This is a genomic window from Couchioplanes caeruleus (assembly GCF_023499255.1).
Classification (GTDB): domain Bacteria; phylum Actinomycetota; class Actinomycetes; order Mycobacteriales; family Micromonosporaceae; genus Actinoplanes; species Actinoplanes caeruleus_A.
In genome coordinates this window covers 4,888,464-4,909,753 of sequence record NZ_CP092183.1, presented here as the reverse complement: position 1 = coordinate 4,909,753, position 21,290 = coordinate 4,888,464, and the positions used below count along the sequence as shown (strand labels likewise).

Here is a 21,290-nt window from a genome sequence, read left to right as displayed (position 1 = left end):
CCCGGACCGGTGGGCCGTGCGGCCCACCGGTCCGTACCGCTCATCGGACGCTGACGGTCACCGCCCGGTGGACCGGCTGCTTGCCGGCGTGCACCGTGAGGGTGCGGGTCTGCGCCGAGTACGACCACGCCGTACGCGGCAGGATCCGCCCGTCGACCCGTACGGTCTGCGGAGCGTCGGCACCGGTGAACGCGACCGTCCAGTCACGCTTGCCCACCTGACCGGTGTAGCCGCCACGGAGCGGGCCGATCAGCAGCGTCTTCGACCGGTTCCCCTCCTCGTACGCGAACCGCGTCGTGGCGTTGCGGGCGTGGTTCGTGCCGTCGTCCTCGTACAGCTCGCCGCGCCCGTCGTCGCCGGTCGCGACCGTGACGGTGGCCGCGTCCAGCGGGTGGCCCTCGTCGGTGGCGACGTCGTTCGTCCGGGTCACCACGACCCCGCCGGAGCGGACGAACACCGGCATGGTGTCCAGCGTCGTGGTGATGTCGTGACTGGTGCCGCCCTGGTACGTGACGCCGGTGAACCAGTCGGTCCAGGTGCTGCCCGGCGGGAACCACACCCGCGTGGTCGCGCTGGACCCCGCGTCGGTCGCCGGTGCCACGAGCATGTCCGGGCCGTACAGGTACTCGGCTCCGGCGGTGGCGTACGCCTCCTGCTCACCCGGGTACGCCAGGTACAGCGGCCGCGCCATCGGCAGCCCGTCCCGGTTGGCCTGGGCGGCGGCGGTGTACGTGTACGGCATCAGCCGTTCCCGCAACCGCAGGAACTCGGCGGCGGAGGCGTTCGCGGCCGGCCCGTACTGCCACGGCAGCCGGTCGCTGTGGTTGGAGTGCAGCCGGTCGATGGGCTGGAACGTGCCCAGCTGCACCCAGCGGGCGTACAGGTCGTCGGGCAGCTTGGTGCTGCCCGGCTCGGTGCCGGGCTCCTGCAGGCCGCGGGTGTGCCCGCCGATGTCGTGGCTGATGGCGGCCAGCCCGGTCGCCGCGGACTCGCCCGGCGCGTAGCCGACCTCGTAGCGCAGCGTCTCCCAGTTGGACACCGTGTCACCGGTGAAGTGCAGGGTGGTCCGCTTGTCCGCCCACGGCCCGGTGGCCACGGAGGTCGGGTTGGCGTAGCCGCCGGCCTGCAGCGACCCGTACGCCCGGGAGAAGGCGAAGCCGTTCTCGGCCGCGTAGTTCAGGTTGATCCACGCGTCCGGCGTCACGCCGGCCAGGGTGGACTTGGAGTCCTCGCAGCACCAGTCCAGCCACCAGAAGTCGATGCCCAGGTCCTGCAGGTCCTTGTGCAGGCCGAAGTACGCGGCCAGCTGGTCCGGGTCGCCCCAGTCGAACGTGTAGCAGTCCGCGCCGCTGTTGCAGCCGGTGCGCTGCAGCTTGCCCTTGGCGGTCTCCTGCGCGGCGGCGAACTTCGGGTCGTTGCCGAGGATGCTCGGGTGCACGTTCCAGGTGGTGCGCAGGCCCTCCTTGTGGAGCCAGTCGAGGAACGCCTTCGGGTCCGGGAAGCGGGTGGGATCGATCTCCCAGCCGTTCCACTTGTTGGCGGCCTTGAAGTCGGTGTCCACGACCAGCACGTCCAGCGGCACGTTCTCGGTGCGGAACCGCCCGACGATGTTCTGGAAGTCGGCCGCCGTCCGGTCGTAGTACTCCGAGTACCAGACGCCGTACGTCCACCGGGGCAGCAGCGCCGTCGGGCCGGTCAGCACGGACAGCTCCCGTAGCGCGCGGGCGTAGTCCTGGCCGTACGCGAAGATGTAGCCGTCCTGGTAGCCGCCGGTGTGGGCCGGCTTCGGGGTGACCTTGCGGGTCGCCGGGTCGAACAGGGCGGACGCGGTGTCGTCCAGCAGCGACCAGCCGTCGGTGTAGAGCAGGCCGGGCGCGGTGAGCGCGCCGCCGTCCACGTTGTCCAGCGAGCGGCGGTAACCGCCCAGCGGGGCGTGCGGCGCGAGCAGCGGGGCGTCCCCGGTGGTCAGCGCAACGGTATCGAGGTTGACGTTGCAGCTGTCGTCGGTGGGGCAGCCCAGCGTGACGGTGTTCGTCCCAGCCGCGAGCGTGACGGGCGTGCTGACCGTACGCCAGAAGTCCCAGCCGCTGGTGGTCGGCAGCTCCACCGTGCCCGGGGTGCCGGAGCCGGCCTGGACGGACATCGTGCGGGTCCGCGCCGGCTGGGCGCCCGGACGCGAGTTGGCGTAACGCAGCTGCAGCTTGTACTCACCCGCCGCCGGCACGCCGGTGACGGTCAGCGCGTCGCTCGCACCGGTACGCTCCAGCCCGGCGACGAAGCCCTCACCGGAGTAGCCGTTGTGGTCGCGGGCGAGGCGCGCGCCGCCGGCCAGGACGCCGCCGTCGGCCTCGCAGACCGTGCCGAAGGCGCACTCCCGGGGAGCCGGCGGAACCGGCTGCGGGTACGCGTCACCCGGCCGGACCAGGGCGAAGCTGTCGATGTTGACGTGGCCCGAGTCGGCCGGGTCACGCCGCACCGCGAGTTCGTGGCGGCCCGCGGTCAGCGTCACGGCGGTGCCGGCCTGCTTCCACGTGTCCCACGAGCCGGTGCTCGGCAGGGACAGCTGGGCCGCCGAGGTGCCGTCGACCGCGACGGTGAGCGTCCGCGTGACGTCCTTGCCGTCGCCGCCCACGCTGTTGGCGTAGCGCGCGTCGAACTCGTACGTCCCGGCCGTCGCGACGGTCACCGTGACCGTCAGCGAGTCGTCGGCGCCCTCGAACCCGGCGGCGAAACCCTGCCCGGTGTAACCACCGTGGTCGGTGGCGACGCCCAGGCCCCGCAGGGCCGCGGTCTCGGCCTCGCACAGGGCGCCGATCGCGCAGTTCGGGGGAGTGTGCCCGGTCCACGGGGCGGCCTGCACGGTCTGCCGGCCGGACGTCAGCCGTACCGTGAGGTTGTCGTCGGTGAACGACCCGGACCCGACGCGGTACCGCATGGTGACGGCGCCGGTGTCGATGGTCAGCCAGCCGTCGCGGGTACGGCTCGTGAAGCGGGGCGCGGTGAAGCCGGTGCGGTGCACCGCGTTGAAGGTGCCGGCGTCGACGAAGTGGGAGTCGCCGGCGTACTCGGTGCGGATCAGCGTCGGCGACAGCACCTGGAAGCGGGCCTGGCCGGAGACGACTGTGGAGCGGTCGGCGCCGGGGCGGGTGGCCTGCGCCGGCGATGACGGGACGAGAAGGGTGGCCGGTCCGGTGAGCAGGACCGCCGCCGCGGCGAGGATCCGCCGGGTGGGGGCGCCATGGCGCATTGTGTTTCCTTCCGTGCGATATCCGTCGATGCAGTGACGGATGCGATCACTCTTGTTGCTGGAAGGTTTCTTGACAATGCCCGCGAGGGCAGATTCGCGGGTTTTTGCGGGCCGTCTGGCCCGGCACGCCGTGGGGGACCTTCGGCTCTACTGACCATCGTGGCCACCGCCCGACGCTGAGCGGATACGCCCGAGCACGAAAGGTGACTGGGCGGAGCACGCTCCTCGACAGCACGAGCGGAAGGGGAAGAGCGATGGCAGGCACACTGAGCCCTTGGCCGTTGACCGGGCAGGGCGCCAAGGAACACCCCGTACCCACCCTGCAGTACCTGCTGCGGGCCCGCGGCCACAGCGTCGCGGTGGACGGCATCTTCGGGCCGAGGACCGACGCCGCGGTCCGGTCGTTCCAGCGGGAGAAGGGCCTGACGGTCGACGGCATCGTCGGCCCGCGCACCTGGAGCGCTCTGATCATCGAGGTACGCCGGGGCGCCGAGGGCGACGCCGTCCGCGGCGTGCAGGAGGAGTTCCAGTTCCGCAACCTGTCCGGCGACCCGGCGAATGGCCTGGCGGTGGACGGCATCTTCGGGCCGCAGACGGAACGGGCGGTCCGCGGCTTCCAGAGCGCGCTGCACGCCGACATCCCGGCCGTGACGGTCGACGGCATCGTCGGCCCGATGACGTGGCAGGCCCTCATCAGCGGCATGCTCTCCTTCTGAGGACGGGGCACGAGAAACCGGCTGCTGCTGGTCGCCGCCGCTGTCCTCGCCGCGAGCCTCCTGACGGGCCCGGCGCCCGCGCTCGCCGCCGAGCATGCGGTGGCTCGGCGCGTACGGCGGCACCGGCGATGGGACGCCGCCCTCGAGGTGACCGCGCCCGCGACCGGGGTGCTCACGCTGCCCGGCGTACGGCTCGGCCCGGCCGGAGCCGTCACCGGCACGCTGACCGAGGCGGGCACCCTGGTGCGATCCATCCGGCGCCGACGATCGATCCGCGCCTGGAATCGTGGACGCTGACGTGGGCGGAGGCCGACCCCGCCACTCACCTGTTCGACCCGGGCAGTGTCCCCGGCGTCGTTCGAGCGGTGGCCCTGGCCCACATGCCCCCGCCCTACGACCCGGCGGCGCCCGTGGACCGCGGCTCGCGGAACCCCTCTTACGCCTGGGCCGACGCCGTGACGATCGGGCTCGTCGACCACTTCGGCCGGTGGGCGGCGGGCTGGCTCGGGCAGAGCTCCCGGTACTCCCTCAGCGGTGCGCCGACGCCGGGGTGGTACCGCGTCCAGGAGCTGGTCACCGCTCCCGAGCGCACCCTCGACGCCGTCGGGAGAGGGCTGCTCGACTGGCGGTCGTACCTCGAGGAACTCGCCGACCATTTCGCGCGGCACCTGCCGCTGCCGCGGGACCCGCGCGCGGCGTTCGCCGCATGGGAGGCCGCGGTGGGCGAGCTGGTCGCGACGGCCATGGCCCGCACGGGCACCGAGGAGAATTGGTACGGCGGCAGCGCCAGAGTCCTCAGCTGGTTCCTGTCCGCCGCCGGGGTGCCGCACCACCTCGCCGATGCCATGGTCGACGATGCGATCGGCGGCCGCTTCCGGAGTTGGACGCAACCGACGGGCGCGGACGCCGCCGATGTCGCGGCGGCGCTGGCGGCGGCCACCGGTATCGACCCCGGACACGATGACTGGCCCGACACCTGGCCGCAGGACTGACCGAGCCGGCGCACCAGCGAGCTGCCCGCCGCCTCGCGGGCACAGCGACCCGAATCCTGCACACAGTCGGACGCGCTCGGCACGTGGCGGCGCGTCCGGCAGGCAGCCCGCTGGGCCGGCGTCGCCGACCACGTACGCACGCCGGCCCGCACCGGCCGCGACGGCATCGCCGACCTTTTCGCCGCACGGCAGGAGGGCGCCGACGGTCTGCTCGCCGCACTGCACCTGGTCCGCGCCGACGCCGACGCGGGCGGACCGCTGACGTTCGGCCTGCTTGAGGCCTGGCAACGGGTCGTGCTCGGCGTCGGCAGCGTGCCGTTCCGCACGACGTCCGCCTGGGCCAAGAGCGGTCGAGAACGGTACGCGTACCGTCCTGATCTGCCCGAAGCATTCGACGCGTGCCTCGCCGAGGCCGATGACCCGGACCTGCCCCTGCCGTCGCGGGCGGCGCGGGCGTATCTGGACGTGGCGTTCTTCCACCCGTTCGACGACGGCAACGGGCGGGCGGCGGCCCTCGCCCTGTACTTCGTCCTCGCCCGCGAGGGTGTGGTGCTGGACCAGGCGGCGTCGCTGCTGATGACCGTACGCCCAGCCGGCGAAATCCGCGCCGCCGAAGCAATGGCGAGGCACGTGGCGATCCTCATCGACCAAACCCGCCGCCGGATGAGTCTGATGGCACCGGCCGCGGATGAGCGGTGAGTACCGGCGGTCATCCCACGGCTGGGCCGCGGCCTTCGACGTGGTCGGCGAGGTTGGCGAGGGAGGACGTCAGGCCGGCGGCGTGGTCCTCGGCGGAGATGCCGGCCGGGACGTCGTCGGCCCGGAATTCCACCAGCGTGCCGCCTTCCGCCGGCGTGACCTCCCAGGTCATCGTCATGGTGCCGGCCTGGGCCGGGTCGTCGGAGACGAAGGTGACCGCCTGCACCACCCGTACGCCCGGGACGAGGTCGACGAACTGAGCCTCCACGACGTCCGTGTCGGCGGTCGTCTTCCCCGGCGCCGCCGTGGCGTCCGCATACGTCAGCACCAGCCGGTACGAGCCGCCCGGCCGCGCGTCGAACCGCTCGAAGCGGCCGGTCATGCCGCCGGGCGGCAACCAGGCCGTCAGCGCCGCGGGGTCGACGAGGGCCGCGTAGACGCGGTCGGGCGGAGCTGCGATCAGCCGCGAAGCCGTGTCTGTCCGAGTCATGGCGCCATCCTATGAGGGCGGGACCGCCGACGCCGTCATCTCTCGTCGTCCCAGGCCGCGGCGCTGATGCGCCAGCCGGCGGGCGTCCGGACGAACTGCAGCGTCTTCATCCCCCGTCCCGTGAAGGGGACCCCGTCCTGCACTCCCGCCTTGGCGTAGCTGCAGAAGTGGTGAGCGATGTCGCCGAAGACCTCGGTGTGCCCCGACACCTCCCACTCCCTGAAGTCCGTGAGGGCGCCTCCGGCGAGCAGCTCCTGCCGGGGTGCGATGAAGTCGTCCACTCCCCAGGCGGCGGGTGGACCGCCGCAGGTGCGGACGATCACCGCTTCCGGGAGGAACACGTGCCGGAGGGCGTCGAGGCGGGCGGTGGAGTCCGGGCCGGAGGTGAAGGCGGCGAAGAAGGTCCGGACCACGGCCCCGATCTCCGCGTGGTCGTCGAGTCGCTCGTCACCGCTCACGTCACCAACCTAGCCGTCAGTAGACGGTGAGGCCGCGTTCCGCGAACTGGCCGCGGACGCGTTCCAGCAGGGCCTCGTCCGGCGGCTCGGTGTCGGCGAGCGGGAACGGGACGCCGAGCTGGGCGTACTTGCTCTGGCCGAGCCGGTGGAACGGCAGCACCTCGACCCGTTCGATCGTCGGCACGCCGGCGGCGATGTCGGCGACCGCGGCCACGTTGGCCGGGTCGTCGGTGAGGCCCGGTACCAGCACGAACCGCAGCCAGATGGGTTTGCCGAGCTCGCCGAGGCGCCGGGCGAAGCGGACGGTCGGCTCGAGCCGGCCGGTCTTCGTCACCGTACGGTAGGTGCGGGGGTCGCCCGACTTGATGTCGAGCAGCACCAGATCCGTGACGGCCAGCAGGGCGTCGTCGGCGCGGTCGCCGAGGAAGCCGCTGGTGTCCAGGGCCGTGTGCAGGCCCATCTCGTGGCAGGCCGTGAAGACCTCGCGGACGAAGGCCGGCTGCTGCAGCGGCTCGCCGCCGCTGATGGTCACGCCGCCCCCGGCGACCTTGATGAAGCGCTCGTACCGGCGGATCTCGGTGAGCAGGTCGTCCACCGTCGTCGGGGTGCCGCTGCGCCGGTACCAGGTGTCCGGGCTGTGGCAGTACTGGCACCGCAGCGGGCACCCGGCCAGGAAGGCCACGAACCGGGTGCCCGGGCCGTCCACTCCCGTCGAGATGTCGAAGGAGTGGACGGCCGCGGTCACCGGCGGGGCCACGGTCATGGTCACAGCGCACCGTGGAAGGTACGGGCGATGACGTCGTGCTGCTGCTCGGTGGTGAGCCGGACGAAGTTCACGGCGTACCCGGAGACCCGGATGGTCAGCTGCGGGTACTTCTCCGGGTGGGCCATCGCGTCCTCCAGGGTCGCCCGGTCCAGCACGTTGACGTTGAGGTGGAAGCCCCCGCCGTCGGTGAAGCCGTCGAGCACGCCGACCAGGTTGCCGATCCGCTCCTCGCGGGTGCGGCCGAGACCCGCGGGGGTCACCGTGGTGGTCAGCGAAATGCCGTCGCGGGCGCAGCGGTACGGCAGCTTCGCCACCGACAGCGCCGCGGCGACCAGCCCGTGCTTGTCCCGCCCGTTCATCGGGTTGGCGCCGGGTGCGAACGGCTCGCCGGCGCGGCGCCCGTCCGGGGTGTTGCCGGTGTGCTTGCCGTACACCACGTTCGAGGTGATGGTCAGCACCGACAGCGACGGCTCGGCGTCGCGGTACGCGGGCTGCCGGCGGATCTTCGCCATGAACCGCTCGACCAGTTCCACCGCGATCGCGTCGGCCCGGTCGTCGTTGTTGCCGAACGCCGGGAACTCGCCGTCGATCACGTAGTCGACCGCCAGCCCGGTGGTGTCGCGCAGCACCTTGACCTGGGCGTGCTTGATCGCCGAGAGGCTGTCGGCGGCCACCGACAGGCCCGCGATGCCGGTCGCCAGGAACCGGTGCACCGGGTGGTCGTGCAACGCCATCTCGAGCCGCTCGTACGCGTACTTGTCGTGCATGTAGTGGATGACGTTGAGCGCCTCGACGTAGGTCTCGGCCAGCCAGTCCAGCATCCGGTCGTACGCGTCGAGCACCTGCTCGTACTCCAGCACGTCCGCGGTGACCGGGGCGTAGGCCGGGGCCACCTGCTCGCCGCTGATCTCGTCGCGCCCGCCGTTGATGGCGTACAGCAGGGCCTTGGCGAGGTTGGCGCGGGCGCCGAAGAACTGCATGTCCTTGCCGACCCGCATCGCCGAGACGCAGCAGGCGATCGCCGTGTCGTCGCTGTACGCCGGCCGGATCAGGTCGTCGTTCTCGTACTGGATGGCGCTGGTGTCCATCGAGACCTGCGCGCAGAACCGCTTGAAGCCCTCGGGCAGCCGCGGCGACCACAGCACGGTCAGGTTCGGCTCGGGCGCCGCACCCAGGTTGTACAGGGTCTGCAGGTAGCGGAAGCTCGACCGGGTCACCAGCGGGCGCCCGTCGGCGCCGACGCCGCCGATCGCCTCGGTCACCCAGGTCGGGTCGCCGGAGAACAGCTGGTCGTAGTCGGGGGTACGCAGGAAGCGGATGATCCGCAGCTTCATGACGAAGTCGTCGACGAGCTCCTGCGCCTGCTCCTCGGTCAGGACGCCCTCGGCCAGGTCGCGCGCCATGTAGACGTCGATGAACGACGACGTGCGCCCGAGCGACATGGCCGCGCCGTTCTGCTCCTTGGTGGCGCCCAGGTACGCGAAGTACAGCCACTGGATGGCCTCGCGGGCGGTGGTCGCCGGGCCGGAGACGTCGTAGCCGTAGCCGGCCGCCATCTCCTTGAGCTCGCCCAGGGCCCGGATCTGCTCGGCCAGCTCCTCGCGGTCGCGGATGACCGCCTCCGAGGACCGCTTGCCGTCCAGGGCGGCCTTCAGCTCCTTGCGCTCGGCGATGAGCCGGTCGACGCCGTACAGGGCGACGCGGCGGTAGTCGCCGATGATCCGGCCGCGGCCGTACGCGTCCGGCAGGCCGGTGATGATGTGCGAGCGCCGGGCCGCCTTGACGTCGGCCGGGTACGCGTCGAACACACCGTCGTTGTGGGTCTTGCGGTACCGGGAGAAGATCGCTTTGACGGCGGGGTCGAGGGTGTAGCCGTACGCCTTCAGCCCGTTCTCCACCATGCGCAGGCCACCGGCGGGCATGATGGCCCGGCGCAGCGGCGCGCTGGTCTGCAGGCCGACGATCAGCTCGTGGGAGCGGTCGATGAACCCGGGCTCGTGCGAGGTGATGGTCGACGGGGTGTGCGTGTCGACGTCGTAGACGCCGCGCTTGCGCTCCTCGACGAACATGCGCTGCAGTTCGCGCCAGAGCCGCTCGGTGCGGTGGGTCGGCCCGGCCAGGAACTGCGCGTCACCCTCGTACGGTGTCACGTTGTCGTGGATGAAGCCGGCGACGTCGATCGCGTCGCGCCAGCCCGTACCCGTGAAGCCGCGCCAGGCGTCCTTGCGTGTCTGCATGATTCCTCCTCGTTCCTGCATTCAGCTTCTCCCGAGCGTGATCGGTTGGATCAGGGCCGGAGGTCCCGGACGGCGGGGCCGTCGGGACCTCCGGGTGGGGGCGCGCCGGCGGCGCCGGACCTGGCCCCAGCCTCGTCCGGCGGGGGTACGGGCGGTCAGAGCCGGCGGCCCTGAACGTCCGGGACCTCCGGCGCCCCGGCCTGCAGCAACGCGGCCACGTGCGCCCGGGCGTCGCGGTCGATCGCGCGCAGCGTGCCCTCGTCGAGCTGGTGGTCGAGGCGCATCCGGGTGGCGAGCAGCTCGACCGGGTCGTCGCCGGCCGCCGCGGCCCGCAGAGTGAACCGGCACGCGGGGGCGCCGCCGCGCACGGCGGCGAGGCCCGTCCAGGCCGTCCGGGCGATCGCCTCCACGTCGGCGCCGTCGATCACGCTCGGCGCCGGCGGGGGTGGCGTCGGCGGCACCTGCCGCGCCCGGCAGAACAGCACACCGGGCCCGCCGCCGGCGTCCACGAGCTCGACGGCGAGGACCCCGGTGGTGACCGGCGCCGTGGTGATCCGGCCGCCGAAGAGCAGCGCGAGCGGCCACCCGGTCCGCGGGCACACCAGCGTGTCGCCGGCGCCCAGCGCGCTGACCAGCCCGGCCGTCAGGGCCTCGTCGTGGGCGGGCTGGTCCAGGCACGCCTCGAGGTGGCGGACGAGCAGCATGCGGTGCAGCAGCCCGGTGCGCCGGGCGGCGGGTGGCAGGACCATCGGGCGCCTCCTCAGGCCGCGTACTCCCGCACCCCGGCGAGCAGCTGGGCGAGGCCCTTCTTCGCGTCGGCGAAGAGCATCGCGGTGCCCGGCCGGGTGTACAGCTCATTGTCGATGCCGGCGTACCCGTGGCCCAGCGACCGCTTGATGACGATCACGGTGCGGGCCCGGTCCACGTCGAGGATCGGCATGCCCGAGACCGGGTTGCCCGGGCGCCGCGCCGCCGGGTTGGTGACGTCGTTGGCGCCGACCACCAGCGCCACGTCGGTGCCGGGGAACTCCGGGTTGATCTCGTCGATGTCCTTGAGCTGCTCGTACGGCGCGTCCGCCTCGGCCAGGAGCACGTTCATGTGCCCGGGCATGCGGCCGGCAACCGGGTGGATGCCGTAGCTGACCTGTACGCCCCGCTCGGTCAGCGCGCGGGCGAGGGCCACCGCCTCGTGCTGCGCCTGCGCCGCGGCCAGCCCGTACCCGGGGACGATGACGACCTTGTGGGCGTACGCCAGCTGCAGCGCCGCGTCCTCGGCCGTGATCGCCCGTACGGGCGCGCCCCCGCCCACCGCCGCGGCCGGCCCGGCGCTGTCACCGGTGCCGTACCCGCCGGCGATGATCGCGCCGATCGAGCGGTTCATCGCGTCGGCCATGAGCTTGGTGAGGATCGCGCCGGCCGCCCCGACCAGGGCGCCCGCGATGATCAGCGGGCTGCTGTCCAGCACGAACCCGGCCATGGCGACCGCGGTGCCGGTGCAGGCGTTGAGCAGCGAGATGACGACCGGCATGTCGGCGCCGCCGATCGGCAGGGTGAGCAGGATGCCCGCGGCCAGCGCGGCGAGGCCGATGCCGGACAGGCCGAGCGCCCCGGTGCGGCCGGTGAGGTAGAGCCCGGCGAGCCCGGCGGTGGCGAGCGCGAGGAGGACGGTGGCCCACCTTCCGCCGGGCACGGTGACCGGCCGGCCGGGTACCAGGCCGGCGAGCTTTCCGGAGGCCACGAGCGAGCCGCTCAGCGTGACGCCGCCGATGAGCACGTCGAGCACGGTGGTGATCGTGGTCTGCAGGCCCGGCGTACCGGCCTCCTGGCTGCGCTGCACCGCGTCGCCCAGGGCGATCAGCGCGGCCGCCCCGCCGCCGACGGCGTTGAAGAGGCTGACCAGCTGGGGCATCGCCGTCATCGGCACCCGCCGCGCGGTGACCAGGCCGGCGACGGCTCCGGCCGCGGCTCCGGCGGTGAGCGCCGCGACGGCCCAGGCGGTGATGCCGTGGTCGCGTACCAGCACCGCGCCGGTGGCCAGCACCGCCGCGGCCATGCCCGCCGCCGACAGCCGGTTGCCGCGCAGGGCCGTGCCGGGCGAGTTCATCAGGTGCAGGCCCAGCACGAAGCAGGTCGCGGCGGCCAGGTAGACCAGATGGACGGCGGTGTCGAAGGTCGTCACGGCTTCTCCTCCCGCCGCTTCTCCTCCCGCCGCGGGCGGAACATCGCCAGCATGCGTTCGGTGACCACGTAGCCGCCGGTGACGTTCATGGCGGCGAACGCGGCCCCGATCAGCACCAGCACGTAACCGGTGACCGTGGTGGCCGTGGCGGCGAGCAGCATCACGCCGACGATGACCACGCCGTGGATCGCGTTCGCGCCGGACATCAGCGGGGTGTGCAGGGTGGCCGGCACCTTGCTGATCACCTCGAACCCGACGAGCAGGCTCAGCAGGAAGACGGTGATGTCCGCCATCAGCAGCGGGCTCATGAGGGGACCTCCTCGCTCGTGGCGGCGCGGACCGCCGGGTGCACGACCTCGCCGTCGCGGGCCACGACCACGGCCGCGTGGATCTCGTCGTCCGCGTCGACGGTCACCACCCCGTCGCGGATCAGGCCGGCCAGCAGCGCGCACAGGTTGCGGGAGTACGCGGTCGACGCCGCCCTCGGCACCCGGGCGGGCAGGTCCGCGGCGCCGACGACGGTGACGCCGCGGGCGCTCACCACGGTCCGGCCCGGCTCGGAGCCCGCCACGTTGCCGCCCAGCGGCCCGCAAGCCGCGTCCACGACCACCGAGCCGGGCCGCATCGCCTCGAGGGCGGCGGCCGTGACGAGCAGCGGCGGGCGCCCGTCCGGGACCTGCGCGGTGGTGATGACGATGTCGAACCCGGCGACCGCGGTGTCCAGCGCCTCCTGCTGAGCCCGGGCCTCGTCCTCCGACAGCCGGCGGGCGTACCCGCCCGCACCGGTCGCGGCGGGGACGTCGAGGGTCAGCACGGCGGCGCCGGTCGAGGCGATGTCCTCCCGGGCCGCCTCCCGCACGTCGTAACCGGTCACGGCCGCCCCGAGGCGGCGCGCGGTGGCGAGCGCCTGCAGGCCGGCGACCCCGGCGCCCAGGACCAGCACCCGCGCCGGGCGGGCCGTGCCGGCGGCGGTCATGAGCATCGGCAGGTAGGCGCCGTACGCGTCCGCGGCGACCAGCGCGGCCTTGTAGCCGGCGACGTTGGCCTGCGAGGTGAGGGCGTCCATGGCCTGGGCGCGGCTCAGGGTGCGGGGGAGCAGGTCGAGGCTCACCGCGGTGACACCGGTCCCGGCCAGCTTCCGGAACCGCACCGGGTCGCGCCGGGGAGCCAGGAGCCCGACGAGGGTCTGGCCCGCGTGCAGCGCGTCGACGTCCTCCGGCGGGGTCACGCACAGCAGGACGTCGCTGCCGGCGTACACCTGGACCCGGCTGGTGACCGTCGCGCCGGCGTCGGCGTAGTCCGTGTCGGCGTACCAGGCGCCGGCCCCGGCGCCGGCCTCCACGACGACCTGCAGGCCGTCGCGGCGTAACCGGCCGGCGTCCTCCGGGACGAGGGCGACCCGCCGTTCCCCGGCGGCCGTCTCGCGGACCACACCGATCGTCGTCATGCGCGCTCTCCGTCCCCTCGCTCGGTCACGTCACGTCGCGGGAAAAAGCCGCCCGGCCGGGTCGACCGCCGTGAGGCCCCGGCCGGACGGCTGCTCGTACCGTCCGATCTCGCGTCCGGCGCCGCCGTGGCCGGCGCCGGGCGGCGTCAGATCAGCCAACGGTTGCGCTGCACGAAGGGCAGCTGTGCCCACCAGCGGCCCAGGCCCCAGGTGTGTCCGGCGTACGTCAGCGCGGCGACGATCGCGCCGACGGCGTACATGAAGTGGTAGTCGGTGATCGGGTTGTTCGAGCCGCTGGGCTCGCCGGCGCTGGTGTGCTGCGCGAGCGGGAACTCGGCGAACCACATGAACGCCATCATCAGCGTGGCAGCTGCGGCGGCGATGCGCATCCCGATGCCGAGGATGAGGGCGACGCCGATGCCGAGCAGGCCGAGCATGAACAGCCAGTCGACCACGACGTTGCCGGCCATCGAGTGGAACGTGCCCTGGAACGGGCCGAGGTCGACGTGGGACAGGAAGCCCTTGGTCGGCGACCCGCCGTGGATCCAGGCGCGGGCGGACGGGGTGGCGTAGTTCAAACCGAAGGTCTTGTCGAGGAACGCCCACAGGAAGACGAACCCGAGGGAGATGCGGAACACGGCCAGCGCCCGGGCGGCCGTCAGGGTGAGCATGTGACCGGGTGCCTCGACGTTCTCGAGGTGGTGAGCCGCAGCTCCGCGGCCGATGGTCGTCATGGTGTCCTCCTCATTCGATGTCCTGTTCCGACCATGCACCGCTTCCGGCGCGGGCACCCGGGCCTGACCGCCCGACCCGGGCGGGACTTAGGTCCCGATCGATCGCCGCCCGGTCCGGCACGGGACGTTCGCCCCGTGTGGGCCCCGCAGCGGCGGTCCGACGATGGGCGGAGGAGACGAGTGGGAGGAGACACCGATGCGTGCTCTCAGACTGCTGGACTGGAAGAAGCCCGCCGAGCTGGTGGAGGTGCCGCAGCCCGTGCCGGGACCCGGCCAGGTCGTGATCAAGGTGGGTGGCGCCGGGGCGTGCCACTCCGACCTGCACCTCATGCACGACTTCACGGCGGGGCAGCTGCCGTGGGGGCCACCGTTCACCCTGGGGCACGAGAACGCCGGCTGGGTGCATCGCGTCGGCGAAGGGGTGACCGGCCTCGCGGAGGGTACGGCGGTGGCGGTGTACGGCGCGTGGGGCTGCGGCTCCTGTGACCGCTGCCGGCTCGGCGCGGAGACGTACTGCGATCACCCGGCGGAGGCGCCCGTACCCGCCGGCGGTGGCGGGCTGGGCCTGGACGGCGGCATGGCGGAATACCTGCTGGTGCCCGACGCCCGCCACCTCGTCCCGTTGCCGCCCGGGCTGGACCCGCTGCACGCCGCGCCGCTGACCGACGCCGGGCTCACGCCGTACCACGCGATCCGCCGTTCGTGGCCGAAGCTGACCCCGCGCAGCACCGCGCTGGTCATCGGCGTCGGCGGCCTCGGGCACCTGGCGGTGCAGATCCTCAAGGCGACGACGGCCGCGCGGGTGATCGCCGTCGACCTTCGCAGGGACGCGCTGGACCTGGCCCGGCGGTACGGCGCGGACCTCGTGCTGTCCGCCGAGGACAGTCCCGCCGAGGCGATCCGCGACGCGACCGGCGGTCACGGCGCCGACGTGGTGCTCGACTTCGTCGGCGGCGACGACACGCTCGCCCTGGCCGCGGGCACCGTGCGCAGCCTGGGCGACCTCACGCTCGTCGGGATCGCCGGTGGCACCCTGCCGCTGTCGTTCTTCTCGGTGCCGTACGAGGTCAGCATCCAGACCACGTACTGGGGGACCCGGCCGGAGCTCGCCGAGGTGCTCGACCTGGCGGCCCGCGGGATGCTGACCCCGCAGATCTGCCGGTTCGAGCTGTCCGGGGCGGTCACCGCGTACGACGAGATGCAGGCCGGTGAGCTGCAGGGACGCGCGGTGATCGTGCCCTGAGGACGGTCGCGCGTGGATCTGCGCCTCGTGGCCCGGGCCGGCCGGGGACGCGGGCCCGGGCGCCCGGGCCCGCAGGTCGTTCGGCCCTGTCCGCCCCGCGGCCCGCAGGACGAGGCTGGGGGCGTCATCAAGGCTGGAGGCTGACCATGACCTACCGCATCGCGATCAACGGCTTCGGCCGCATCGGCCGTAACTATCTGCGCGCCCTGACGGACAAGAAGCTCGCCAACGCGGGCCTCCAGGTCGTCGCCATCAACGACCTGTACGACGCCGCCATGCTGGCCCACCTGCTCGAGTACGACTCCACGTTCGGCCGGCTCGACGCGCAGGTGAGCTGCGACGACGAGGCGATCACCGTCGGCTGGCACCGGATCCCCACGTTCTCCGAGCGGACCCCGGACGTGCTGCCCTGGGGCGACCTCGGCGTGGACCTGGTGATCGAGTCGACCGGGAAGCTGCGCCGGCGTGAGGACGCGGCGCTGCACCTCAAGGCCGGCGCCGGCCGGGTGCTGATCTCCGCACCGGGCAGGAACGTCGACGCGACCCTGGTGCCGGGTGTCAACGCGGACGCGTACGACCCCGACCTGCACCTGGTCGTCTCGGCCGCGTCCTGCACCACGAACTGTGTGGCGCCGCTGCTCAAGGTGCTGCACGAGGCGTTCACCGTCGAGGCGGGCCACCTCACCACGGTGCACGCGTACACGAACGACCAGAACGTGCTCGACGCCCCGCACAAGGACCCTCGCCGGGCCCGGGCCGCCGGGGTGAACATCATCCCGACCAGCACCGGCGCGGCCAAGGCGGTCGGCCTGGTGCTGCCCGAGCTCGCGGGCCGGCTCGACGGCGTCGCCCTGCGGGTACCGGTCGTCGACGGCTCCGTCAGCGACCTCACCCTGCAGCTCGGCACCGAGGTCAGCGCCGGGCAGATCAACGCGGCCGTCGCGGAGGCCGCCGCCCCGGGCGGGCCGATGGACGGGATCATCCGCTACACCGAGGCGCCGATCGTCTCCAGCGACATCGTGGGCGACAAGGCCTCCTGCGTCTTCGACGCCAAGCTGACCCAGGCGGGCGGACGCCTCGCCAAGGTGTTCGGCTGGTACGACAACGAGTGGGGCTACACCAGCCGCCTCGTCGACCTCACCCAGCAGATGGCCACCCGGAGGTGACGTCATGCGTGCCAAGGACATCATGAGCAGCCCGGTCCACGTGATCTGGCAGAACGCACCGGTGGAGAGCGCCGCGGAGCTGATGGCGGGCAAGGCCGTGACGGCCCTGCCGGTGGTCGACGCCGACGGCCTGCTCGTCGGCATGGTGAGCGAGAGCGACCTGCTGTGGCACCGGGTCCCGTCCGACCCGACCGCGCACCTGCGCCGGCACCCGGACACCGACCCGTCCCGCCGCCCCGGCATGGTCGTCGAGGTCATGTCCCCGTTCCCGCTCACCACGACGCCGGACGCCGACGTCGCGGACGTCGCGGACACGATGCTGCAGCACGACGTCCGCAGCATGCCGGTCCTCGACGGCCGGGAGGTGGTCGGCGTCATCAGCCGCCGCGACATCCTGCGCGCCATGGTGCGCAGCGACGAGGCGCTGGTGAAGGAGGTGCAGCACCGCCTCGACGAGTACGCCGACGGCGAGCACCGGTGGGCCGTGACCGTGGACGGCGGAGTGGCCACGGTGGAGGGCGCGTTCGCCAACGACACCGAGCGCGCGGTCGTCGAGGTGCTCACACGGACCGTACCCGGCGTGGCCGCCGCGAACGTCAAGGTGGTCACCCCGTCCTGAGGGTTCCGGAGAAGGGCTGCCCCGGGCCCGGCCGGGGCAGCCCTCCGTCACCTGCCGTCGCGGGCGCGCAGGCTGCGCAGCGTCGCATCGGGCTCGGCGCCGACCGGGGCCAGCCGCAGCCTCACGTCCACCGCCAGCACCCCGTCCGGGCCCGCGAAGACCGGGTCGAGGTCCAGCTCGGCCACCTCGGGGTGGTTCTCCGCGAGCCGGCCCAGCCGCAGCACCAGATCCTCGACCGCGGCGGTGTCCACCGGCGGCGCCCCGCGGCAACCGGTCAGCAGGGGAGCGGCGCGCAGGTCCCGCCACATCCGGGCGGCGTCCAGATCGGTCATCGGGACCAGCCGCAGCGACCGGTCGCCGGGCAGGCCGGTCCGCGCCCCGCCGGCGCCCAGCAGCACCACCGACCCGAACAGCGGATCGTGCGCGATGCCCGCGACCAGCTCCACCGGGGCCCGGACCTGGCGTTGCACCATGGCGCCGGTGCCCGGCGCCCCGGCGGCCGTGACCTCGTCGAAAGCGGCGCGCACCGCCGCGGCCCCGGTGAGATTCAGCCGTACGGCGCCGGCGTCGCTCCTGCGGACCAGGGCGGGATCGGCGGACTTGAGCACCACCGGGAAGCCGAGGCGCCCGGCGGCGGCCACCGCGTCCGGCCCGCTCGTCACCAGCTCGGCGGCCAGCACCGGGATCCCGTACCGCTGCAGCAGCGCGGAGGCTTGCTGGTACGTCAGCCGGCCGCCGCCGTCCGCGGGCAGGTGCCGGATCAGGCTGCGGGCGCCCTCGATGTCCAGCCCGGGAAGCACGGGACGGGTACCCAGCGGCCGGCGTCGCCAGGCGGCGTACGAGGCGGCGTGGGCGAGCGCGGTCACCGCCCGCTCCGGCAGGTCGAAGACGGGCGCGCAGCGTTCGCCGAAGGCCGGCCCCGCGGTGCCCCGGCCCACCAGCACCGCGGCGACGGGCAGCTCGGGACGGGCGTCGGCCACCGCGCCCAGGGCGGACAGGATGGCGGCCGGTGCGTTCGTGCGCGTACCCACGATCACCAGCAGCAGCGCGTCCACCTCGCCGCTGTCGGCCAGCACGGCCGCCGCCTCGGCGAACGTGCCCGGCGGCACGTCCGCGCCCAGATCCACCGGGTTGCCGGTGCCCGCGCACACCGCCGACACCGAGGCGATCTCGCGGCGCAGCCGGTGGCTCAGCGGGCGTACCTGCAGGCCCCCGCCCTCGGCGGCGTCGGCGGCCAGCACGGTGAGCCCGCCCGCGTTGCCGAGGATCGCGAGGCGGTGCCCGCGGGGCAGCGGCTGGCCGCTGAGCATGCGCGCGGCGTCGAGCAGCTCGCCGAGCGTGCGGGTGTGGATCACCCCGGCCTGCTCGAAGAGGGCGTCGACCGTCGCCGCCCGGTCGCATCGGCTGCTCCTGACGGCCAGGACGGGCTTGCGCCGGGACAGGGCGCGCACCGTACGGGCGAACCTGCGCGGGTTCCCGAACGACTCCAGGTGCAGCACCACCGCCCGGGTCGCCGGGTCGTCGTACCAGTACGCGATCAGGTCGTTGCCGCTGACGTCCGCCTTGGTGCCCAGCGACACGAAGGAGGAGACGCCGCAGCCCGTACGGATCGCGTTGTCCAGCACCGCGACTCCCACGGCGCCGGACTGCGCGGCGACGGCCAGCCCACCGGCCGGCGGGGGAGCGGGCGCGAAGCAGGCGTTGAGGCGTACGGCCGGGTCGGTGTTGAGGATGCCGAGGCAGTTCGGGCCGACCAGCCGCATGCCGTGCGCGCGGGTGATGCCGAGGATCTCCTGCTGCCGCCGGCGCCCGGCCGGCCCCTGCTCGGCGAAGCCGGCGCTGAGCACGACCACGCCGCGCGCCCCGGCGGCCGCGGCGTCGCGCACCACGGCCGGCACGTCCCCGGCCGGTACGGCGACCACCACCAGGTCGACGGGCCGGGGCAGGTCCCGCAGCGACCGGCTGCCCGGCACGCCGTCCACCGCCGCGCCGGTCCGGTTGACCGCGTACACGTGCCCGGGGAAGCCGTACTCCCGCAACGCGCGCAGTGTCTCGTGGCCGACGCCGCCGCGGGTGTGCCCCGCGCCGACGACCGCGACGGAGCGGGGGCTGAGCAGCGCGCGCAGCGAGGCCCGCTCGGCCGTCCGGTCCCGGGCGTCGATGACCGGCTCGGCGGCGTCGTCCCCGCGGGTGTCCACGCCGACGCCGACGATGCCGCCGGCGAAGCGCGTCCAGGTGTGCGTGCTCAGGTCCCGCGCGACCCGCAGCATGCCGATGTTGCCGGGGAGCACCTCGCCGGTGAGCTCGGTGACGCCGAGCGGCCGGGGCCGGGCGGCCAGGTGCTCCAGCAGCAGCGTCCCGATGCCCCGGCCGTGCTGGGCGTCGGCGACGAACACGGCGAACTCGGCGCGCGGCGAGCCGGCGCCGGGGCGCTCGCAGGAGGCGACGCCGACGATCCGTCCCGCCTCGGTGGCCACGACCGCGAGGTGGCGGGTGTCGTCCGGGCGGCAGAGCCGGTCGATCTCGGCGTTGATCGTCGCCGAACTCGGCAGGCAGAAGAAGCGCAGCCGCAGGTTCTCCGGCGACGCCTCGCCGAACAGCCTGGACAGATCCGGCCGGTCACCGTCGGCGACCGGCCGGATGGTCACGATCCCGCCGTCCGAAGTGAGCGCGTCGGCTTCAGGGACGGCGGGACCGCCGATGGTCATGGCGTCCGCTTGCCCGGGCTGCGGGCGATGAGGACCGGGCAGTCGGCGTGGTGCAGCAGCTGCATGGTCGTCGAGCCGAGGATGGTACCGGCGACGACGCCGTGGCCGTGCGTGCCGGCGACGACGAGCTGGGCACCGTGCGAGACACCCACGAGCACCGCGGCGGCGCTGTCGTGCGACAGCATCGTCTCGACCGCGACGTCCGGATACTTCGCCTGCCACGGCGCGACGAGCTCGGCCAGGCGGGCCCGCTCGGCGGCGTCGGCCTCGGGCGTGGAGACCTCGGTCGCCGGCACGGTGCCGGCCAGCCACAGCGGCACGGGAGGCAGGTACGACCGGACGACGGCGAGCGCGCTGCCCCGGCTCGCGGCCGCCTCGAAGGCCACGCCCAGGACGTGCTCGGCGGCGGGGGAGTCGTCCACGCCGACCGCGACGGGCCCGTCGGTGACGTCGCCCCGGCCCCGTACGACCACGACGGGGCAGAGCGCGTGCGTGGCCACCCGCCGGCTCACCGAGCCGAGGAGCAGGCCGGCGAAGCCACCACGGCCCCGGCTGCCCAGCACCATGAGCTCGGCGTCCTCGGCGGCGGCCGGCAGCCGGGCGGACGCGTGCCCGATGAGCGTGTCCGTCTCGATCCGTACGGAGGGAGCCACCGCATGCGCCTGGCCGGAAGCCGTCGCGGTGATCGCCTCCGCCGCGTGCCGTGCGGCGTCCGCGTACTCGGTGCTGTAGTCGAAGCGCGCTTCGCGCCACTCCCAGTCGTACACGTACGTGATCCGCAGCAGCGATCCGCGGCGTCCGGCCTCGCGTGCGGCCCACTGCACCGCGGCTTCGCCGTACGTCGTCCCGTCCGTCGCCACGATGATCGCCCTGGTCGTCATGGTTCCTCCCCTCGGCTTCCCCCGATCATCGGCCGCTGCCGATGGGCCGGGCAGGGCAGAAGGTCCCGAAACCGGGGGCCGGGCCCGCGCCCAGCGCCGCCAGCTCCTCGGCGAGGTACGCGCCCAGCACCGGCAGGTCCGGGCAGGCCCGCGGATCCGCCACCGCGGAGACGGCGAGCGTGCCGGCGTACGTGATGGCCTGGAACGTCACCGTCAGGTTCGTCTCGCCGCCCAGGAACCAGCGGGACGAGCCGGCGGACCGTGGCGCCGCCGAACCGCAGCGGCCGGTCGGGCCCGCGGACGAAGCTGACCAGCGTGTGGAGCCGTCGTTGCCGGCGCATGTACCAGCCGTACCCGCCACAGCGGACGGTCGCACGGCAGCCGGCGCAGCAGGAGCGCCATGGCCACCGCGGTCAGCGCCGCTTCGTCACCGGGCGGCGGGCAGTGCCGGACCTCCAGGTGACGGGCGACGGTGAAGGACTCGTCGTTCTCCCGCACCGGGCGCCGCAGCGGACCTCGCGTGGCGATGCGCTGCCGCAGCCGCCGGGTGCGCGGGATCCGCTCGGCGAGCAACCGGGCGGCCCGCGCGGGGTCGAGGTGGCGGTCGAGCGCCAGCACGGCGCCGAACTGCACGGGCACCCGGCCGGTGTCCATGGCCAGGAAGGCCAGGTCGGCGTCGGTCACGGGCTCGGCGTACGCGGCCATGGC

Annotated in this window: 21 protein-coding genes; 7 read left to right on the top strand and 14 right to left on the bottom strand. The window is 73.8% G+C overall.

What is annotated here, in order from left to right; all coding sequences use genetic code 11:
- Window positions 1–40 precede the first annotated feature (40 nt).
- Window positions 41–3,247: a TIM-barrel domain-containing protein gene (locus tag COUCH_RS22750; RefSeq protein ID WP_249607208.1), complete on the bottom strand. Its 3,207-nt coding sequence runs from the start codon at window positions 3,245–3,247 to the stop codon at window positions 41–43.
- Window positions 3,248–3,501: 254 nt separating this feature from the next.
- Here COUCH_RS22750 and COUCH_RS22745 point away from each other — a divergent pair, with 254 nt between their 5' ends.
- From COUCH_RS22745 to COUCH_RS22730, 4 genes are all read left to right on the top strand, one after another.
- Window positions 3,502–3,963 carry a peptidoglycan-binding domain-containing protein gene (locus COUCH_RS22745; protein ID WP_249607207.1) on the top strand — a complete coding sequence of 154 codons (462 nt, stop codon included), beginning with the start codon at window positions 3,502–3,504 and terminating at the stop codon, window positions 3,961–3,963.
- A gap of 99 nt (window positions 3,964–4,062) precedes the next feature.
- On the top strand, window positions 4,063–4,260 hold the full coding sequence (locus COUCH_RS22740; protein WP_249607206.1) for a hypothetical protein: 198 nt from the start codon (window positions 4,063–4,065) through the stop codon (window positions 4,258–4,260).
- 83 nt (window positions 4,261–4,343) lie between these two features.
- Complete coding sequence (locus COUCH_RS22735; protein WP_249607205.1) at window positions 4,344–4,955, top strand: hypothetical protein; 612 nt, start codon at window positions 4,344–4,346, stop codon at window positions 4,953–4,955.
- Window positions 4,956–5,249: 294 nt separating this feature from the next.
- Complete coding sequence (locus COUCH_RS22730; RefSeq protein ID WP_249607204.1) at window positions 5,250–5,654, top strand: Fic family protein; 405 nt, start codon at window positions 5,250–5,252, stop codon at window positions 5,652–5,654.
- 10 nt (window positions 5,655–5,664) lie between these two features.
- Here COUCH_RS22730 and COUCH_RS22725 read toward each other — a convergent pair whose 3' ends face one another.
- From COUCH_RS22725 to COUCH_RS22685, 9 genes are all read right to left on the bottom strand, one after another.
- Window positions 5,665–6,144: an SRPBCC family protein gene (locus COUCH_RS22725; RefSeq protein ID WP_249607203.1), complete on the bottom strand. Its 480-nt coding sequence runs from the start codon at window positions 6,142–6,144 to the stop codon at window positions 5,665–5,667.
- A 35-nt stretch (window positions 6,145–6,179) separates the two neighbouring features.
- On the bottom strand, window positions 6,180–6,602 hold the full coding sequence (locus COUCH_RS22720; RefSeq protein ID WP_249607202.1) for a nuclear transport factor 2 family protein: 423 nt from the start codon (window positions 6,600–6,602) through the stop codon (window positions 6,180–6,182).
- A gap of 16 nt (window positions 6,603–6,618) precedes the next feature.
- Entirely contained in the window at window positions 6,619–7,365 is a 747-nt protein-coding gene (pflA, locus tag COUCH_RS22715) for a pyruvate formate-lyase-activating protein (protein WP_249613786.1), read from the bottom strand.
- Window positions 7,366–7,367: 2 nt separating this feature from the next.
- Window positions 7,368–9,605, bottom strand: coding sequence for a formate C-acetyltransferase (gene pflB / locus COUCH_RS22710; RefSeq protein ID WP_249607201.1), 2,238 nt, complete (start codon window positions 9,603–9,605; stop codon window positions 7,368–7,370).
- Between the two features lie 155 nt (window positions 9,606–9,760).
- Window positions 9,761–10,354 (bottom strand): hypothetical protein, encoded by a 594-nt coding sequence (locus COUCH_RS22705; protein WP_249607200.1) that lies wholly within the window; start codon window positions 10,352–10,354, stop codon window positions 9,761–9,763.
- Window positions 10,355–10,365: 11 nt separating this feature from the next.
- Window positions 10,366–11,784, bottom strand: coding sequence for an NAD(P)(+) transhydrogenase (Re/Si-specific) subunit beta (locus COUCH_RS22700; RefSeq protein WP_249607199.1), 1,419 nt, complete (start codon window positions 11,782–11,784; stop codon window positions 10,366–10,368).
- Window positions 11,781–12,092, bottom strand: a complete 312-nt coding sequence (locus tag COUCH_RS22695) for an NAD(P) transhydrogenase subunit alpha (protein WP_249607198.1) — start codon at window positions 12,090–12,092, stop codon at window positions 11,781–11,783. The genes COUCH_RS22700 and COUCH_RS22695 overlap by 4 nt, the downstream gene beginning before the upstream one ends.
- Window positions 12,089–13,231, bottom strand: coding sequence for an NAD(P) transhydrogenase subunit alpha (locus COUCH_RS22690; RefSeq protein WP_249607197.1), 1,143 nt, complete (start codon window positions 13,229–13,231; stop codon window positions 12,089–12,091). The genes COUCH_RS22695 and COUCH_RS22690 overlap by 4 nt, the downstream gene beginning before the upstream one ends.
- A 146-nt stretch (window positions 13,232–13,377) precedes the next feature.
- Window positions 13,378–13,965: a DoxX family membrane protein gene (locus COUCH_RS22685; protein WP_249607196.1), complete on the bottom strand. Its 588-nt coding sequence runs from the start codon at window positions 13,963–13,965 to the stop codon at window positions 13,378–13,380.
- Window positions 13,966–14,161: 196 nt separating this feature from the next.
- Here COUCH_RS22685 and COUCH_RS22680 point away from each other — a divergent pair, with 196 nt between their 5' ends.
- The 3 genes from COUCH_RS22680 to COUCH_RS22670 all read left to right on the top strand — a co-directional run bounded on the left by COUCH_RS22680 (window position 14,162) and on the right by COUCH_RS22670 (window position 16,993).
- Window positions 14,162–15,208 (top strand): NAD(P)-dependent alcohol dehydrogenase, encoded by a 1,047-nt coding sequence (locus tag COUCH_RS22680; RefSeq protein ID WP_249607195.1) that lies wholly within the window; start codon window positions 14,162–14,164, stop codon window positions 15,206–15,208.
- A gap of 146 nt (window positions 15,209–15,354) precedes the next feature.
- Entirely contained in the window at window positions 15,355–16,374 is a 1,020-nt protein-coding gene (gap, locus tag COUCH_RS22675; RefSeq protein ID WP_249607194.1) for a type I glyceraldehyde-3-phosphate dehydrogenase, read from the top strand.
- Window positions 16,375–16,378: 4 nt separating this feature from the next.
- On the top strand, window positions 16,379–16,993 hold the full coding sequence (locus tag COUCH_RS22670) for a CBS domain-containing protein (protein WP_249607193.1): 615 nt from the start codon (window positions 16,379–16,381) through the stop codon (window positions 16,991–16,993).
- A 47-nt stretch (window positions 16,994–17,040) separates the two neighbouring features.
- On the opposite strand, the gene COUCH_RS22665 is transcribed toward COUCH_RS22670, so the two are convergent.
- The 4 genes from COUCH_RS22665 to COUCH_RS22650 are packed head-to-tail and all read right to left on the bottom strand — an operon-like array spanning window position 17,041 to window position 21,287.
- Window positions 17,041–19,701, bottom strand: a complete 2,661-nt coding sequence (locus COUCH_RS22665) for a bifunctional GNAT family N-acetyltransferase/acetate--CoA ligase family protein (protein WP_249607192.1) — start codon at window positions 19,699–19,701, stop codon at window positions 17,041–17,043.
- On the bottom strand, window positions 19,698–20,582 hold the full coding sequence (locus COUCH_RS22660; protein WP_249607191.1) for a universal stress protein: 885 nt from the start codon (window positions 20,580–20,582) through the stop codon (window positions 19,698–19,700). The genes COUCH_RS22665 and COUCH_RS22660 overlap by 4 nt, the downstream gene beginning before the upstream one ends.
- A gap of 25 nt (window positions 20,583–20,607) precedes the next feature.
- Entirely contained in the window at window positions 20,608–20,793 is a 186-nt protein-coding gene (locus COUCH_RS22655; RefSeq protein WP_249607190.1) for a WSD1 family O-acyltransferase, read from the bottom strand.
- Window positions 20,794–20,795: 2 nt separating this feature from the next.
- Window positions 20,796–21,287 carry a wax ester/triacylglycerol synthase family O-acyltransferase gene (locus tag COUCH_RS22650; protein WP_249607189.1) on the bottom strand — a complete coding sequence of 164 codons (492 nt, stop codon included), beginning with the start codon at window positions 21,285–21,287 and terminating at the stop codon, window positions 20,796–20,798.
- Window positions 21,288–21,290: the final 3 nt, after the last annotated feature.